At 43.4% G+C, this 18886-nt stretch carries 13 protein-coding genes; 8 read left to right on the top strand and 5 right to left on the bottom strand.

Annotated elements, in window-relative coordinates:
* Window positions 1–17 precede the first annotated feature (17 nt).
* Both ACINK7_RS13670 and ACINK7_RS13675 read left to right on the top strand, forming a co-directional pair.
* Window positions 18–1391, top strand: coding sequence for an inositol monophosphatase family protein (locus ACINK7_RS13670; RefSeq protein ID WP_404355956.1), 1374 nt, complete (start codon window positions 18–20; stop codon window positions 1389–1391).
* A gap of 139 nt (window positions 1392–1530) precedes the next feature.
* A complete protein-coding gene (locus ACINK7_RS13675; protein WP_404355958.1) occupies window positions 1531–2607 on the top strand; it encodes a glycoside hydrolase family 99-like domain-containing protein in 1077 nt (358 codons plus the stop codon).
* 18 nt (window positions 2608–2625) lie between these two features.
* Here ACINK7_RS13675 and ACINK7_RS13680 read toward each other — a convergent pair whose 3' ends face one another.
* A complete protein-coding gene (locus ACINK7_RS13680; protein WP_404355960.1) occupies window positions 2626–4590 on the bottom strand; it encodes a hypothetical protein in 1965 nt (654 codons plus the stop codon).
* Window positions 4591–5143: 553 nt separating this feature from the next.
* Here ACINK7_RS13680 and ACINK7_RS13685 point away from each other — a divergent pair.
* From ACINK7_RS13685 to ACINK7_RS13710, 6 genes are read left to right on the top strand one after another with little or no spacing between them, the layout of a single operon-like run.
* Entirely contained in the window at window positions 5144–7390 is a 2247-nt protein-coding gene (locus tag ACINK7_RS13685; protein ID WP_404355962.1) for a glycosyltransferase family 2 protein, read from the top strand.
* Window positions 7390–8175 carry a polysaccharide deacetylase family protein gene (locus ACINK7_RS13690; RefSeq protein WP_404355963.1) on the top strand — a complete coding sequence of 262 codons (786 nt, stop codon included), beginning with the start codon at window positions 7390–7392 and terminating at the stop codon, window positions 8173–8175. The genes ACINK7_RS13685 and ACINK7_RS13690 overlap by 1 nt, the downstream gene beginning before the upstream one ends.
* Window positions 8176–8179: 4 nt before the next feature.
* Window positions 8180–9118, top strand: coding sequence for a glycosyltransferase (locus ACINK7_RS13695; RefSeq protein WP_404355965.1), 939 nt, complete (start codon window positions 8180–8182; stop codon window positions 9116–9118).
* 9 nt (window positions 9119–9127) lie between these two features.
* A complete protein-coding gene (locus ACINK7_RS13700; RefSeq protein WP_404355967.1) occupies window positions 9128–10084 on the top strand; it encodes a sulfotransferase family protein in 957 nt (318 codons plus the stop codon).
* Window positions 10085–11020 carry a glycosyltransferase gene (locus tag ACINK7_RS13705; protein ID WP_404355968.1) on the top strand — a complete coding sequence of 312 codons (936 nt, stop codon included), beginning with the start codon at window positions 10085–10087 and terminating at the stop codon, window positions 11018–11020.
* 12 nt (window positions 11021–11032) lie between these two features.
* Window positions 11033–12292, top strand: a complete 1260-nt coding sequence (locus ACINK7_RS13710; protein WP_404355970.1) for a putative O-glycosylation ligase, exosortase A system-associated — start codon at window positions 11033–11035, stop codon at window positions 12290–12292.
* A gap of 265 nt (window positions 12293–12557) precedes the next feature.
* Here the strand turns inward: ACINK7_RS13710 and ACINK7_RS13715 are convergent, their stop codons facing one another.
* The 4 genes from ACINK7_RS13715 to ACINK7_RS13730 form a co-directional block, all read right to left on the bottom strand.
* A complete protein-coding gene (locus tag ACINK7_RS13715; RefSeq protein WP_404355971.1) occupies window positions 12558–13487 on the bottom strand; it encodes a sulfotransferase family protein in 930 nt (309 codons plus the stop codon).
* 507 nt (window positions 13488–13994) lie between these two features.
* Window positions 13995–15548, bottom strand: coding sequence for an AAA family ATPase (locus ACINK7_RS13720; RefSeq protein WP_404355973.1), 1554 nt, complete (start codon window positions 15546–15548; stop codon window positions 13995–13997).
* Window positions 15549–15727: 179 nt separating this feature from the next.
* Window positions 15728–17281: an AAA family ATPase gene (locus tag ACINK7_RS13725; RefSeq protein ID WP_404355975.1), complete on the bottom strand. Its 1554-nt coding sequence runs from the start codon at window positions 17279–17281 to the stop codon at window positions 15728–15730.
* A gap of 150 nt (window positions 17282–17431) precedes the next feature.
* On the bottom strand, window positions 17432–18586 hold the full coding sequence (locus ACINK7_RS13730; RefSeq protein ID WP_404355977.1) for an RNA-binding domain-containing protein: 1155 nt from the start codon (window positions 18584–18586) through the stop codon (window positions 17432–17434).
* Window positions 18587–18886 lie beyond the last annotated feature (300 nt).

Below are 18886 nucleotides of genomic sequence, written 5' to 3' on the forward strand. Positions count from 1 at the left end.
ACAGGAAACATAGAGTCATGACCGCTAAATCTACAAAAATTTTTTGTATCGGCCTATCCAAAACCGGAACTACAAGCCTAGCCGCCGCGTTGGAGATACTCGGATTTCGGACTAAAGACAACCTTGGCGTCACCCATTACTCATCCGGAGACCTTGAATCCTCGGTTGACCTCTCCATCATCGATGAATACGATGCTTTTACCGATACGCCGATTCCTAGTTTTTACCGGGAGCTGGACGCGCGTTATCCGAATGCGAAATTCATTTTGACTGTGCGCGAACTTAACCCTTGGCTAATCTCATGCAAAAAACAATTCAATCAACGCGCCACGGAAAAACGAGACGACGCGACGAACCATTTATTCAACGATATTTACGATTCCCCATTTTTTGATGAAGAAAAATTTACTACGGGTTATCAGCGTTTCGTTAATGAAGCTTTGGATTATTTCAAGAATCGCCCGGACGATTTACTGGTTATCGACATATCCGCGGGTGAAGGTTGGGATAAATTATGTTCGTTTTTGAACAAACCTATCCCGGATTTGCCGTTTCCCAAATCGAACGTCACTCAAATTCAATGGATAGCGATGGACGAGCTGTTCTCGATAGCCGGCGCCGCCGGCGCTGAATTAGTGAATGCCCGTGGAAAGATCGCTAGGTTGTCTTCGTCAACTAAAAATAGTCTCCGAGCAATGCTGGTTAAATTGATTCATGGCGATCGAGACAAAATCGTTGCAAATGCAATCGATAAGGCTCGTCAAACTATTATTGAAAGATTATCGAAATTGACGCCCAACATTCCCGTGCTGTTCAACGAACATCAGCCTTATTCGGATAGAAAGTCGTGGAATTATGTTTGGTTAATAGACCCCCTAATCGGCACCGACCCGTTTTTAAACGGCAGCGACGATTTCTGTCTCAGCATTGCGCTGATTCAGGACGGCACCCCCGTTTATGGCGTTATCCACTTTCCGATGTCGAATACTTCTTTTTACGGCAAAAGGGGCAAAGGCGTCTATTTCAAACAAAATAATGGCGAATGCCGAAAATTCGAAGCATCTGTCAGTAAATCCGAAGAAAGCCGATTTGTTTTACTAAACCGGCAAAACAAAAGCCTAGAGGAATTAAAGAAAACTTTAAATGTTGCCCATCCTAAACTGCAACTTGACCAAATTCCGACTATTGAGAATATCGCGTCCGCGTTCCGGTCGATCATTCAAGGTGAAACGAGCAAGCTTTTTATCGCCGACTCGTTGCCGGAATGGCAACACGCCGGCTTGAACGCCATTTTGAGAGAATTAGGGAAAGACCTTTACGATTTCGAAACCCAAAGCCTGTTTCGCTATAATCAGCCGGATTTATATAGGCATGGCGTCATCGCGGCGTAACATAATGTTAATAGCGAAATATCTGTTAGGATTTCGCCAAAATTAACTTTCCGATTTGCGAATGTCTCTTGTAGGGGCGAATTCATTCGCCCTTACAATTGAGAAGTTATTATCAGCCCATAATCCTTAGGAGTAATTTTTGAATAAGCGTGCCCGACTCATCGCCTTTCATTTGCCTCAATTTCATCCCACTCCCGAAAACGATGAATGGTGGGGCAAAGGATTCACCGAATGGACCAACGTGGCCAAGGCACAACAGCTTTTTTCAGGTCACTACCAACCGCACGTCCCAGCTGATTTGGGTTTCTACGATCTTCGACTGCCCGAAGCGCGCCATGCGCAAGCGGAATTAGCCAAGGAATACGGCATAGAAGGGTTTTGTTATTACCACTATTGGTTAGGCGATGGCAGGCGCATGCTGGAGCGCCCGTTTAATGAGATTCTTGCCAGCGGCGAACCGGATTTTCCTTTTTGTCTATGCTGGGCCAATCACAGTTGGAACACCGCCTGGCAAGGAACCGATAAAGTACTCATCGAACAAACCTATCCCGGTTGGGACGATCATGCCGAACATTTCGATTGGTTGCTTCAAGCTTTCAACGACCGGCGTTATTTGACCATCGACGGTAAACCGATATTTGTCATTTACAAACCTGACGACATTCCGAATGTTCATGACTTAACCGTCTTTTGGCGAGAACGGGCAGTCAAGAACGGGTTGCCCGGACTTTATTTGATTGGCGTCTCACATCGTAATCAAAAATGGGACCCAAGGCTGCGCGGATTGGATGCTTCGGTTATGCAAGTCCTTCCTCGGCGCGACGGGCGCATCCCTAATCGTTATCTGCTGACAAAGCTGAAACTGGCATTACAGGGTAATCGCCACGAATTGACCATCTGGGATTATGAAGAAATCATGCCCATTTTGCTTAGAAACAACGTTGTGGATTGGCCCGATTACCCCTTGGTTCTGCCTAATTGGGACAATACACCACGCTCAGGCATGCGCGGTCTCGTTTTTCATAATTCCACTCCAGAATTATTTCGAAAACACCTTAATGATGCTCTTTCAAGAGTTGAAGATCGTAAGCATGAAGAAAAAATCGTTTTCGTAAAAGCCTGGAATGAATGGGCGGAAGGAAATCATCTTGAGCCGGATCAAAAATGGGGGCGGGCTTATTTGGAAACTATTCGCGACGAAATCTATCTTCGATAGCCCAGTAAACCACATTAATTAGATTTCTCTACCCCAGATCCAACTTTGTGGAACGATACTGGGAGAGGAGTTATACCCCGACATTATTTGCTCATCGGCATTGAACCATTTCAGCCCATCATTTTTGTTATTTTCCCATGTTAATTTTACGGAATCATGTTTACTAGTATTAATCAGCAAGAATTCTTTGTGATCAACACGGCTTAAATTTACCGCTCGAAGGACAGATTTGCTTGGTAATAGACAAGGAATCGAGTGTACTTTTTGAACAACCTCTGGATTGGCTCCTAGCAGCGAAGGCGGCAAACCTTGACCGGTTTTGTCAAGATAAATAATAGCTTCAGCTAAATAATGACGATAAATGGGCTCCGAATGAAGCATGCAAAGATGATAAAGCGCTTCAGCCCAGAACGCTAATGCATCTTGACGTGACTTGGATTCCGCCAGGTATTCTAAGAAACTGGTGTTCGCAATCGCTTTTATTGCTTCATCTAATATCCCTTGTAGTTGTTGAGATGGAAAACGTCTTAAATACCTCGTCAAATCCATGATGTTGACACTTTGATAGCGCACGTTAAAATGAATGGGCGATAAATGCCTTTCAATAATCCCTCCAGGCATAACGAATCTAGGATATCTGCGCTTTATGATATGAAGCTTGGGTATCAGATGCTTCCATGTCAAACGTTTAATCGCTCGCATAGGTAGCGGCAAATTTTTGGCTTCTTGCTCCGGCAATAAAGTCAATCCGATTGTTTTGAACAATGGACGGTACAACCATTCTGCCGGTTTCAAATTGAGAACAGCCTCGGCAGTCTTGCAAGCCGAAGTTACTATATCGTTATATTGTTGGTCGCCGGTACATTCCCGGTATCGATCCATCGCAACAATGGTATCGAGATGCGTATTCAAGATCATTTTGTTGGTCGGCGACTTTCCGAGGAAAGTACTTGGAATCCATCGGGATCCGCTTTTATTCATCAATTCGGTACTCTGTTCGAGAGCATCATGTAAAAACCAAATTCCTAATTGAGTATTGTCGGTATGTTTAGCGATAAAGGCAGCCGCTTTTTCTAGGGCAGTTCGAATCAGGTTATCGGGTTCGTTATCTAAAGCCGCTTCAAGTAGAAGCATCCCGCCGCAATGCAAACGGAAATGGGACTCCATCAAATCCGTCCACTCGCCATGATGCCAGCCGCCGTCTTCGGCTTGCCGGGCTATCACCGAATACACGATTTGCCGTTTCAACAACCCATAAATTTTTTTATTCGTCGCAAGTTCCAATCCGGCAAGCGCCAGATAGAGCGAATAAGCGTCGAGCTCCGAACAGATCTTTCTTTTGTGGCTCCAATTAAATTGATTTTCGTAGACATGCCCATGAATAAGATGCTTGTACAAATCAGCCGGTTGTTGATATTTTGAATGCGAACTAAACAAAAAGACCGGTTGTTTCTCCAATACGTAAAGGTTTTCAAGTTCCCCGAGCAACTTGGATTCCTCTCCACTAAACCGCCAAATCGTGCAATCTAAATGTAAGTTTTCAGGTATCGCAATATCGATCGAAAGCGTTTGAAGCGATGCATCAAAACCTAGTAGGTTAGCGGGTTTTTCTGAAAGTATTCGTCCTTGAGGATCAAAACTCCGCACCATTGGCAAAAGCGGAATCCAGTAGGCTTCAGCGCCCGCCTCAGTCGGCTTGAACAGCCAACCGCCCCCGGCACAAGTTTCAAGCTGGTATGAACCATTGAAGCTAAACCGGACAGTCTTGTTGCCATCGCTTGACAGTCTAATAAAACAGCAACTTACACTATCTGTCTTGTCAAAGTTATCGACTATCATATGAGCAAAGTCATTAAGCTCAATCGATGATCTTTCAAATGCATCGGCTGCTGTGATTTGTCGAACATCCTTAAAATTGACCGGTTTAGTTATTTGTTCAACGGAAAAAGTAAGGTCGTCTATTTCAACTTTGTTAGTGTCCATTTTATTTATATTTGGAAGATTGATTCGGCGGATTAATAAATCTTAGTCATTGGAAGCTTTTATCGTAAGAAGAGTGGCTAGGTGCCTCAAACTACCGTTCGCCCTGAGCCTGTCGACAGGGTGAAGGGTAGTTTGAGACTTCACAAAGCCGGTGAAAGTGTTGTAGACACTTCATGCTTCTACTTGGCGCAGCACGAACGGCCTACAACACATGCCAACTGTTCTTTTTAGATTTAAGCACAATTCCCATAAGAAAAGCACGGATGATTAGCTTAAAAAATGTAATTATTCACCCCCCTATCGTTCCCACGCTCCGGCGTGGGAATGAAGACCGAGACGCTCTAGCGTCTCGTACCGCTGGAGCGGTCCACGCAGAGCGTGGGAACGATAACTTCCGAAGTCTGAATAGTTGCAAATTCACATGACCTAATATGGATTTTGCGCACTATCTTAGATTCCGTCGTCTATAGTAGATAAGCTATACTAAAAAACAAGTACAAGGGTACTTTAAAGCCCTTACTGCAATTATTCAAAGAGGCATTTATAAAAACTAATGAAAAACGAATCACCATCGAATAATTCATCGGAAAATCATGATCTTATCAGCGTCATCATGCCCTGTTACAACGCTGAGGCCTTTCTGGCCGATTCTATCAATTCGGTCCTCAATCAAAGTTATCCACACATAGAACTCATTGTCGTTGACGACGGCTCGACGGATAATTCCAGAGCTATTCTTGATGGCTTCGGCAAGCGAATAAAAACCCTATTTCAAAGCAATTGCGGCCCCGGACCGGCAAGGAACCGGGGGATCGAACAGGCAGCCGGTGAATTCATTGCGTTCTTGGACTCCGATGATTACTGGGATCCTCGATGTTTGGAATTACTTTACAAGACAATAAAATCCTCAGGTGCAGCCCTCGCCTATTGCGGCTGGCAAAACGTAGGTAAAACCACCAAACCGACTCCTGCTTATATTCCGCCTAACTATGAGACGGGCGATAAGGTACAGGATTTTCTCAGATCAGCCGCTCCATGGCCGATTCATGCCGCACTGGTGCGACATGATGTGTTGAAACAAAGCGGCAGTTTCGATGAACAATGGGCAACTTGCATGGATTATGATTTGTGGTTACGAATCGGCACCACTCATCCGATCGTTTTAGTGCCGGAGGTACTAGCATTTTATCGACATCATGGCACAGGCCAAATTACCTCAAAGCAATGGCGTCAAGCGGAAAATGTCCTCAAAGTCAAATTGCATTTCATAAAAAATCATCCGGATCTAGTAAAACATTTAACCCCAGCGCGCCTCGATGAATTAACCTACGGCGCTTATCTCAAACGAGGCTTTGATGCTTATTGGAAACGCGATTTAGTGAGCGCGCATAAGATATTTCGTAAATGCCTTTTGAGCCGTCATTGCAAACTATCGGATTTAAAATATTTATTGTTTGCATTGTTGCCGGAAGGCTTATATGTCAAGTTCATTTCTTTTTCTGACAAATCTATATTAGAAAAAATTAAACATTTTGTTTTTGTACAAAAATGCATTCCTTGGTCGGTTTCAAAAAAACTCTCAGACTGGACCGAAAAAAAGCTTTATTTCAATTATCCTTTTTTTTATCGACTGATTAAATTTAAAACAATAAAAAATAGAGTTACTCCATTAACTGGCGAACCCAATCATCACTTTTTCGGCTACTACGATAAAACCCCGTGGAGCGAATCCGGCGACAAAATATTGACCCATTCAGCCGTATTTAATGACCGCCCCCCTACCCCGAACGACATTTTGACTATTGGCTATGTTACTCCGAATAATCCGCACTCATTTACTAAAGTCACTGAAACCAAAGCGTGGAACTGGCAACAAGGCGCCATGCTGCAATGGCACCCCTTAGCGCCTGATTCGAAAATATTTTTTAATGATCGATCGGACGGAAAGTTTATAGGCATTTGTTATGACCTTGAAACAAAAGAAAAAATCGAATATAGCCGCCCGATTTATGCCGTATCACCGAAAGGTGACTTAGCTTATAGCATTAACTATTCTCGATTATTCGACTTTAGACCGGGATACGGTTACGCCGGAGTGCCGGATCCATTCCGCGATCATCAGCAGCCGACTAATGACGGTATTTTTAAGATCGATCTCAATTCCGGCAATTCCGATCTGATTGTCTCGTTGAAACAACTAGCGGATTTGAACCCGCTCCCTTCGATGCAGAATGCCAATCATTACATCAATCATATTCAAATTTGCCCAAGCGGCGAACGATTAGCTTTTTTTCATATATGGCACATTGATGACAAAGAATGGTATGTCAGATTTTATACAATTAAGCCCGATGGATCGGATTTAGACTGTTTATTGGACACTGGCGACATTTCGCACTACGATTGGATGAATGAAAACAACATATTGGTATGGGCGAAGCACCCTAACACAACAAACAATCACTTTTTACTCTGTAATTTAAACAATAAGTCAATCAACATCATCGGCAAAGAAGAGCTAAAAGAGGATGGCCATTGCAGTTTTTCTCCGGATAGAAAATGGATTGTCAATGACACTTATCCTAACGAGTATGATCATAGAACACTTATGTTGATACGCAATTCGGACCACAAAATCATAAGGCTGCATAACTTTTATTCGCCAAAAAACAAATGGTGGGGAGAAATTCGTTGCGATTTACATCCTCGCTGGAATCGGAACGGCGATAAAATCTGTGTCGATTCGGTGCATTCGGGCACCCGGCAAATGTACGTAATTGATTTAAAAGGAATTATATAATGCCTCGTATAGTAATCTTGATGTATCACATCATAGCATCCCCTAAATCGGATCAGGAAGCCAAGTATTGCTGCACGCCGTCCGAATTTGCCAAGCAGATGAACTATCTTGCCTCTTCAAATTATCGCCTAATCGATTTAAATGATATTTCATCGATATTGAAAGGCGAACTACAATTGAAGTCTGATGCTGTTGCAGTGACATTTGATGACGGCTTCGAGGATTTTTACCATGATGCCCTGCCCGTTTTGCGGGAATACAATATCCCAGCGACTTTATTCATGGTTAGCAATAGAACCGATGGTTTCAATGACTGGATGGTAAAAAAAGGTTCTCCAAAACGAAAACTACTATCCGTTCCACAATTGCTAGAAATTTCGAAAAGCAACACTATCATTGGCTCCCACACTCGTTCACACCCTAAACTGACAGAAATATCTAGCGATATGGATTCTTTAAATCGGGAAATTAAAGAATCAAAAGTTGAACTGGAAAATAAATTAGGATTAGCCGTAGACCATTTCGCTTATCCCTACGGCTTATTTGATGAATTGACCATCGATGCTGTAAAGGAAGCCGGTTATTTAACGGCTTGTTCGACACGATCCGGTTTTAATCGTGTTGATATCAATCCGTTTCTGCTAAGACGTATAGAAGTTTTTGGAAAAGATAAATTATGGCATTTCAAACAAAAGTTAAAGTTCGGAACCAATGAAATGTCATACCTCTATCCCTTTAACTACTATTTAGCACAGGCTAAATCAAAAATTATTGACAGGAACTGACCCAATGGATTTCACGGTAATTATCTGTACCTATAATCGAAGCAATAACCTTCCGAAATGTATCGCAGCATTGGAAAAACAAGAAAATACCGATCAATTGAACTGGGAAGTATTGATAGTAGACAACAATTCATCCGATGCTACCAAGGCTGTCATTGAAGACTTAATAAGCAATTCTAAAATTAAAATTCGTTATGCCTTCGAGGCAAAACAAGGTCTCAATCATGCACGAAACCTTGGGATGCAAAATGCTTTTGGAAAATACTTCGCCTATCTCGATGACGATATTACGGCCGCGCCTCAATGGCTTTCATCGATCTATGAATCCTTATCGGAAAATGATGCGGATGCCAGCGGAGGGCGGATACATTTAGACCCTGCAATTGTCTTACCTAATTGGATTAAACTAAATCCATCCATGTATGGATTTTTAGGCTATCAAGACTATGGCGATCAGCCCATGCAAGTCGATGGAATCAAACAGTATCCATTCGGAGGCAACATGGCGTTTAATCGAAGAGTTATTAATACAGTAGGCCTTTTCAATACTAATTTAGGCCGTAAAGGAGAAGGTATTATAAAAAATGAACTATTTAAAGGAGCGGAAACGGACTATTTTCATCGCTTGGCTGCCAATGAAGAATCGAAGATATTTTACACCCCCGACGCAATTGTTTATCATCACATTCTTCCACACCAACTCACTAAAAAATATTTCTTAACGATTCATTATAATGCCGGCTATCAAAAGGCACTCCATGACGATACGAATTATAAACGTACACTTCTAGGAATACCCTTATTTATATTGCCTCAGACTTTAAGAGCAATTTTTAATTATTTTAAAATCGTTTTTCTTAAAGGTTTTGACGCAGCATTTCGACAACGCATGACTGTCACTCATTTTTTCGGCACTATTTCAGGCTATTTGCACAAGAAATAATTCTTTTTTATGACCAATCAACTTTTGAATAGTCCTATATTTATAGTCGGGTCAGGAAGATCGGGCACTACATTATTACAGAGAATGCTTGGATCGCATTCGAGAATCTCATCTCCAACCGGTGAATCCCATTTCTTTATTCCCTTATATGTGAATCAGAATAAATATGGCGACTTATCTAAAGTTGAAAACGTTAAAAACGTTCTTGAAGAGATGCGCCGCATAAGCCGAGAATTCGTAGAAGAAGATTTACATGGAATAGAATTTAATTCAAGCAAACTCGCTCAGGAATTTGTTGATAATGGTTATAATTCGATTATTTCTATTATCAATGGCCTACTGAGCAAGAATGCTTACGAAGAAGGTAAGCAAAGATGGCTAGATAAAACACCTTACTATGTTTTACATATTAAAACTATTTTAGAAATGTATCCCGATGCTCAATTTATACATATTATTAGAGATGGAAGAGATTGTGCACTCTCAATGCTTGAACGAAAATTCGACTTGAAAATTTTTAATACATATCATGCGGCTTATACATGGTCTAAATATGTAAATGCAGGACACGCTGCAAAATCATTTTTGCCTGCTAATTCATATTTTGAAATAAAATATGAGGACTTAATTTCCGATCCGGAAACCAATATCATTAAAATTTGTGATTACCTAGGAGAGAAGCTTGAACCTAGTATGATACACTTTAAAAAGTCTCAAGATCCAAAAAGTAAAACACCACTCCTCAGTAAATCTCTACAAAGTACAAATACTGGAAAATGGAGAACCAAAATGAATTCTCGTCAAATTAGAATTTTTGAGTCATTAGCTGGGAATACTTTAGTTCGCTGTGGATATGAATTATCATCACCTCATCCTAAAATCAATTTTTTTGAATGGATTGCAAGCGAACTCCATATAAAGCTATGCCATTTTTATTGCCACTATTTTTTAAATAAAAATAAATAGATGAAACTCTCGATTGTTATTTGCACTCATAATCGATCCGCTTCCCTTATAAAAACATTAACATCACTATATGATGATAACTATCTGGGATTGCCACATGTCGAAATATTAGTAGTGGCAAACAACTGTTCAGATGATACGATTGGAAAGCTCATAGACTTTAATGCGAAACACCCTCACGAAATTTTAAAACTCAATTGGCTTAAAGAGTTCAAACCTGGAAAGTCTAATGCCTTAAATACAGCAATAAAAAAAACATCGGCCGAACTATTATGTTTTATTGATGATGATCAGATAGTTGAGTCAGGTTTTTTGAAAAATTTACTTAAAGGCTTAAAAGATTATCCTGACAATGACATATATTGCGGACAACTTACCCCCGCCTGGGACGGTTCTGAGCCATTTTGGGTACACACAAAAGGCAAATACTCAGTTCCTATTCGCCCATACCCTGAGTTCGATCTTGGTGAGACCTCGATTACCCTTACAGAAAAACATAAAATACCTAGTGGAGGCAACATCACAGTAAGGCGCATGGTGTTTGAAAAAATTGGAAACTTTTCCGTAGAACTTGGACCAACTGGCCATAATATGATTGGCGGAGAAGATCATGAATTTATATCTCGAGCCATACAAGCAGGGCACACAATTCGGTATTTGCCTGAAGTAAAGCAATTGCACGCCATCGATAATATAAGAACTAAAACACTTTACACTTTGAAAAAAAGCTTTTATCGGTCGCGCTCTAGCTATTTAGTAAAGCAAACAGATACAAAATACTCTATCCCACTATTCATGTTTAGGAAAATCTTATACTTTTCTACTCTTTCGATATTTTCACTCAAACAAGAGCACCGCTTTTATTACTTAGTCAGATTATTTTCATCCCTTGGTGAATTAAGTGGAGCACTACACAATATAATTCATCAAAAATGATACATTAAAATCATGCGCGATATTGTCGTTCTTATCTTTTTATGCGGATGTATTGTAGCTGCCATAAAAAAACCCTGGTGGGGTGTGCTTTCGCTTGCCATTTTTAGTTACTTGAATCCTCACGCTTATGCTTGGGGTTTTGTACGAACTTTACCGGTCTATTATGTGCTCTTTTTGGTTGTTGCTTTTCGTGCATTTACAACTAAAGATAAACAACCCATACCCAAAGACTGGCGTATCTATTTTTTTATTGTGTTGTGGCTGTATTTCATTTTCACTACTACTCAAGCGTATTTTCAAACCATTGCTTGGGAACGGTTTTGGTTTATTACCAAAATTTATATACCTTTTTATTTCACCTTAGTCTTAATCAATACTCGAGAAAAGCTTTACTATCTGATTATCACTATCGGAGCTTCTATTGGCATCGTAGCACTTAAAGGGGGACTTTTCGCCTTGGCAACCGGTTTTGGTCACCGCGTATACGGCCCGCCTGCAACTCAATTTGAAGGAAACAATGAGTTTGCGGTCGCGATGTTGATATCAATTCCGTTACTTTTAATTTGGCAAAAACAAACACTGAACCCATTGATCAAAAAAGGGATGCTTTTTTCCATACCTATAATCTATGCAGCTTCATTGTCGTCATGGTCCAGAGGAGCCTTACTGACCATGGTTGCATTGACCCTAACGTTAATATGGCATAGCAAGCGTAAGTATTTAGCTATTCCGTTAGTGTTAGTCGGCGCATTTTTTGCCAAAGACTATATGCCTCAGGAGTGGTTCGGTCGCATGGAAACCATCGACACCTATCAAGAAGATTCATCCGCTATGAGCCGAATAGAAATTTGGACAGACGGCTGGAACCACACTCTTAAACGCCCTTTTACCGGTGCAGGCTTCGAAGGATGGATGTATGTCGGCAAACGCGATTGGCACAGTTCTTATGTCGAAATGTTCTCCGAACATGGCTTCATCGCTTTCGGATTATGGCTATCGTTGATTTTAGGAAGCGTTGTCAGTTTAACATTATTGCCTAGAAAAACTCGCAATATAGAAGGCATGGAATGGGTTACCAATTACTGTTTCATGGTAAGGGCTTCTATCATCTGCTACATGGTCGGAACCGCATTTTTAGGATTGTCTTATTGGGACTTGATTTACCACTTAGTATTTATTTCGGTATTAATCAAAAAGTTTGCGCTGGAAGAAATGGCGACCAAAGAATCTGCAAGCAAACGTCAGAGAAATTTATCTCCTTTTGCCATATGATCAAATGAATAAGTAGAAAAAGGATTTAAGTCGCCAAGGTACAATTGGCGAATTTGAAATTGCTTATTCACTTCAAAATTCGCTCAGCACCTATTTTCCGAAACCTTATCTAACGAATTTTGGTTTACTCCCTTTACATTCAAAAATTGGCTAACCTTATGAAGGTATGGAAGTGTGGCTAGCGAGGATGTCGGCTGCAGGGAGCTGCCGTCAAGCCTCCATGGATGGGTACACGGCGGCCCTCGATAGACACATCCCATACCTTTTATTTTTTAGCCGTTTTTTCAATCAAAAGGGAGTAATCGCAAACCATGGGTAACACCCGCTCTATCCTGTCTCGATTAGCACTCTTTTTCCACTTTGCCACGCCAATTTCGGAAAATGTGTTGTATGGCTTGTTTAAAACAGATTGGCAATGGTTTTGCATAGCTTGATCGAAAGCTACCGAACAGCCGTCAAAAAGCCGCTTAAACTCAGCAACCGGTTCGGTAATCAATGTTTCATAACTCACTTCATGCCATTGTTCATTCGGAATCATCTTCTTAGCATTTAAAATCGCCTCATTCATCGCTTTGTATTGAAACGCGCAGACTTCTTCGATACTCGACCGGGTCAGTTGCCTCCAACCTTCGGCCAGGAAAAAACACCAGCGATTATATTTTCCATTATCGATGGCGACTTCTTCAGGCAATTCATCCGCCCATGTCCCAAACTCGTCGGCTTTATTCCAGCCGTTGATTAACGAATCGATGTTATCGCCCGGATTCCGTTTGATGTAAACGAAATGCGCATCGGGAAATAATCGGTATAAATAAGGTACGGAAAGGCCATTTTGATTGTTTTTATCGACGATACGTCGCTTGCCGGTTTGCGTGTAGAAAAAACGCGTTACGATTTCGCGGTCTTTATCGCTAGCCGATTCAGGCTCGATTTCGTGCGAATCCCAATTGCGTTCCGACAAAGGATGCAACTGCACCCAAAAATCGTGCGTTTCTTTTTGTAAACTGCCTAAATATTTCGATTCGGAAAAGGTTTTATAAACCAATGTGGTACCCGCCCTGCTGCAACCGATAACGAATATCGGTTGCTTTAACTGGATGCCGAGAATGGGATAGACAAGGTTTCGGAGTTTTACAGCGCTAATTTTTTTATAGTGCTTCAGGGTTTTAGTTATTTTTTCAGATAATTTATTCATATTTTAAGTCGATTGCCTTACAGTTTCGGGATAAGATAAAAAATAACTTTTCTAAATAGTTCTCACGCCTTGCGCACATCCCACACAAGTTAATCGTTTCCATGCTCTGCGTGGGAATATCGATTTAGACACTCCGCGTCTACTGCGTTTGGTAGTTGGATTGTAAAACGGTAGGGAGTGTATTCGCTAATTCTTGCTTGTATTATCGACCTCTGGGGACGCAGAGAGTAGGAACGATGAATAACCGGGAAGTTATTTGTTGCGAAACCCTTGGTTTTGTAATTCTAGGATTCAAATTATAAGTGCAATCATTGTATCTATAATAGCGGATCGCTCGACGTTTTCAGACGCCCGTTGAAAAAATTTGCGTAGGTCGGGTTAGCGCTAGCGTAACCCGACCTACCTGGCTCTTTTAGCACATTAGGCCTCGATACCGTTTAGTGTTATCTACCCTTTCGGGCCTCGACATCGCAACTTAGGCGTCGCTCCCACAGCGACTGGAGACTTCTATTGCTGTTCCGTTTCGGTATCGAAGCCGACCACCGAACGGCTGTCTTTGCTGAATTCTACGCCGATTAGGTGAATCGGTTGATTTAGACTTCGGTATTTGTCGGCATAGCGTTTGTCTTTGAGCTGTTGTATGGCTCTGCCTTCCGGGACTAGTTCGACCACTTTGAATTCGAATAGATAGATTTGTTCGTTGAAACAGACTGTCATGTCGATCCGGCCTTGATGCGTAACGTCTTCCAAAATGATGTCCAAGCCTAATGCCGCGATGTGGCTGTAGAATACGCTGGCGTAAAAACCTTCGTATTGCGCGATCGGGTTGTTCCGGTACCAGTCGTTCGGGATGCTGGCGAAGAGGCTTTCGAAATGGGTTTTCAGGCCGGCGAAGTCGTTAGCGCTCAATAAATCGTAGAAGCGGCTTTGCGCTTGTTCGGCTAACATGCCGTCATTTACTAGGCCTTTCAGTAAGGCGTCGTTCAATGAACTTTTCACTTCAAGATTGGGATATTTCAGCGCATATTCGATTCGCGCGCCCTGTTGTCGGCTGCCGTTCAAGGTCAGATAGCCGGTTTGCCACAGTAGCGCCACGGTGGCGATGTTGTTGACGTCGAAGGTCGACAGCAGTGCTTCGCTGGCGTGAAGGCGCTCGAAGTCCGGCGCGAAAAAGCCGCGCTCGGTCAAGATATCGATCAAAAACGTCGGCGTGCCGGTTTCAAACCAAAACGGTTTGAATTCTCGGGTGCTGAATAACAGTAGCAAGTCGAACGGGTTGTAGACCGCCTCGCCCATCCAGTTGTAGCCGTTATACCACTCGCGCATCTGTTCGCGGTCGAGCCCTTCCAATTCCGGCGCGAATACCGTGTCGACATCTTCGGCGGTGTAGCCGCAAAGGGCCGAGTAGCGTTTGTCTACGGTGATGTCTTGCAGATTATTGAGCCCGGAAAACAAGCTGACTTTGCTGAATTTCGATACGCCGGTTAAAAACGTAAAGCGTATGTGGGCGTCCGAGTCTTTGATGACCGAATATAAGTTGCGCAAGCCATGGCGTATTTCGGCGGCAAGTGCCGGGTTAGTAATGTTATCCAATATCGGTTTATCGTATTCGTCGATCAACACGACGACTCTTTCACCCGTGGCCTTGGCTGCACCTTGTATCAGTTCGGCAAAACAGCCCGGTATATCCGTTTCGTCGCTGCAGCTGAGCCCGAGATTTTCTCTATTGGTGCGCAATAAGGCGAGTATGCGGCGTTCCAAATCCGCTACGCTGCGCACCACGCCGCCGCCGAAGCTGATGCGAATGACGGGATTTCGTTTTGACCAATCCCATCGGTCGTGACAATACAGTCCCTGAAACAGCGTTTCGTTACCGGCGAATAATTCCCCTATCGTATCCAAGAGCAAGGATTTGCCGAAGCGGCGCGGTCGGGACAGGAAATAATGTGTGCCTTCGTCGATTAACTGCAAGATATAGCGCGTTTTATCGACGTAGTAATAATCGTCTTCGCGAATCTTTTCAAAAGTTTGGATGCCGATCGGGAGTTTTTTTCGGGTCATGGGCATGATTTCGGATTTTGAATGTGTTTTGGGCAGTAGTGTAGGTCGGGTTAGCGCTAGCCTAACCCGACCTACCCGGCTCTTTTAGCCCATTAGGCCTCGATACCGTTTAGTGTTACCTAGCCTTTCGGGCCTCGACATCGCGACGTAGGCGTCGCTCCCACAGCGACTGGAGACTTCTATTGCTGTTCCGTTTCGGTATCGAAGCCGACCACCGAACGGCTGTCTTTGCTGAATTCTACGCCGATTAGGTGAATCGGTTGATTTAGACTTCGGTATTTGTCGGCGTAGCGTTTGTCTTTCAACTGCTGTATGGCCCTGCCTTCCGGCGCCAATTCGACCACTTTGAATTCGAATAGATAGATTTGTTCGTTGAAGCGGACTGTCATGTCGATTCGGCCTTGGTGCGTGACGTCTTCCAAGATGATGTCTAAGCCTAATGCCGCGATGTGGCTGTAGAATACACTGGCGTAAAAACCTTCGTATTGCGCGATCGGGTTGTTCCGGTACCAGTCGTGCGGGATGCTGGCGTAGAGGCTTTCGAAATGGGTTTTCAGGCTGGTGAAGTCGTTCGCGTAGAGTCGATCGTAAAGCCGGCTTTCCAGTTCGCTGGCCCGCCCCGGATTGCCGATCATGGCTTTGACCAAGGCATCGTTTAACGCGCTTTTCACTTCCAAATTCGGATAGCCGAGCGTGTATTCGATTCGTGCACCGATGGTCCGGCTGCCGGTAAAGGTCAAATAGCCGGTTTGCCAAAGCAGGGCTTCGGGGGCGATATGTTCGACATCGAACGCCGATAGTAAGGCAATATCGACACGCAGGCTAGCCAATGTCGGCAGAAAAAAACCGCGTTGCGTCAAGATATCGATCAAGAACGTCGGCGTGCCGGTTTCAAACCAAAACGGTTTGAATTCTCGGGTGCTGAATAACAGTAGCAAGTCGAACGGGTTGTAGACCGCCTCCCCCATCCAGTTGTAGCCGTTATACCACTCGCGCATCTGTTCGCGGTCGAGCCCTTCCAGTTCCGGCGCGAATACCGTATCGACATCTTCGGCGGTGTAGCCGCAAAGGGCCGAGTAGCGTTTGTCTACGGTGATGTCTTGCAGATTATTGAGCCCGGAAAACAAGCTGACTTTGCTGAATTTCGATACGCCGGTTAGAAACGTAAAGCGTATGTGGGCGTCCGAGTCTTTGATGACCGAATATAAGTTGCGCAAGCCATGGCGTATTTCGGCGGCGAGTTCCGGGTTGGTGATGTTATCCAATATCGGTTTATCGTATTCGTCGATCAATACGACTACCCTTTCGCCCGCTGTTTTGGCCGCATTTTGTATCAATTCGGCAAAACAGCCCGGTATATCCGTTTCGTCGCTGCAGCTGAGCCCGAGATTTTCTCTATTGGTGCGCAATAAGGCGAGTATGCGGCGTTCCAAATCCGCTACGCTGCGCACCACGCCGCCGCCGAAGCTGATGCGAATGACGGGATTTCGTTTTGACCAATCCCATTGGTCGTGACAATACAGTCTCTGAAACAGCATTTCGTTACCGGCAAACAGCTCGCCTATCGTATCCAAGAGCAAAGATTTGCCGAAGCGGCGCGGTCGGGACAGGAAATAATGTGTGCCTTCGTCGATTAACTGCAAGATATAGCGCGTTTTATCGACGTAGTAATAATCGTCTTCGCGAATCTTTTCAAAAGTTTGGATGCCAATCGGCAGTTTTTTTCGAGTCATGGACATGATTTCGGATTTTGAATGTGTTTTTGGCAGTAGTGTAGGTCGGGTTAGCCCATTAGGCCTCGATACCGCTTAGTGTTACCTAGCCTTTCGGGCCTCGACATCGCGACGTAGGCGTCGCTCCCACAGTAGTGCTCAAAGTATCGTTCAAGACTCGTCCCTTGCAATAATCACTTTAAACTGACTGCCTTCCCGATCATCAATCAACTCGATATCGGGACAGGCCTTTAGCGCACGACGAATGCCGTTACCTAAGCCGCGATAAGGTAAAATTTTAGCCGCAAAAGAAGCCAACACCGGGTTGCGAATATTGGAATTCCCATTTTTGATGTGATCCACCGTTAAATTATTCGGTAAATGCCCCGGACTGATGATTTCGATACGATTGTCGAATATAAACATGCGTATCGGTGCCGAAATAAAATAATCGCGATGCACCAAGGCATTGATCAGCAATTCTTCCAAAGCGATTCGAGGAATTTCCAACTCACCTTCGGTATTGACATTGCGTTTTCTTTGCACGCGTCTTAGTTGCCGAAGCAAAAAAGCCAAAGAATCGTTGAATACGGTTTCCAACTTACCTTCGATATCCTGACTTTCGATATACCGGTCAAGATGAATGTCGTTACCGGGATAAGCGACGGCCTTCACGATAAATACCGGTAATTTGATAGACGGCATTTTGCAAAACAGTAAGGCACCGGCAAGATTAAAAACACCGTCTTGCATCAGATTCATATTGCTGAGTAACTGACTGTACGATATTGCCAAATCGTCAGGCATTTCACCGTATTGTTTCATCACGAATTGATTGAAATAATCTCTGTCCAGCATTTCTATGCCCATACCCGTTACAGGCACGACGTCCGCATGCAGCAAGTTGGCGCTTTGATACATGCGTTGAATTTCCTCGCGCGCGGTGACTCTCCGTTTATCCGCACCGGACTTTACCCAAAAAAAACCTTGCGCATCCATATAGGGTTTGTTGATGCCTTGAGCAATTTGAATCGCGACCACTAGGCCTTGTTCTGTCACAATATTTTCGGTGATCGGGTTAATCGCAGGCCGAACCGATTGCGAAGCAGTATTTGCGATGAGTTGATTTAATACCTGGAGATCTTGCTCCGATACTCCGACAATCCTCCCTGCATCATCAATACCCACGAAAATAGTTCCGCCTAAGCCATTGCTAAAGGCGACCATTTCAGCCGCTAACGCATTACCGTTGTTGATGAATTGTTTAAATTGCTGGCGACTGTCTTCGCCTTTGCGTAACAATTGTTTTAATTCGTTTTCGGTCATTGTTTAGTGTTTCGTACCATTATTAGGAACGGGCATGTAATAAGTTAGGCAACTGACTCCGTGATTTTTGTTCGTATTCAAGGCGCGTAAACAGGCGCATAGCAAGCTATGTAATTGTTTGCGCAACACAGAATCCTCTGTGTCAATATACCGACCTGCACGACCGATTAAACTTGGCTTAGCTGTAACCGCTTCATGTGAAGGAACATTAGCCCTTTTTCGGTACATCGTGAAGCTAGCGCTTCACACATCTGTTTAACAGTAAGTATTCAGTCCCCCTCTTTGAAAAAGGGGCTAGGG

It is taken from the genome of Methylotuvimicrobium sp. KM1, assembly GCF_044788715.1.
Classification (GTDB): domain Bacteria; phylum Pseudomonadota; class Gammaproteobacteria; order Methylococcales; family Methylomonadaceae; genus Methylotuvimicrobium.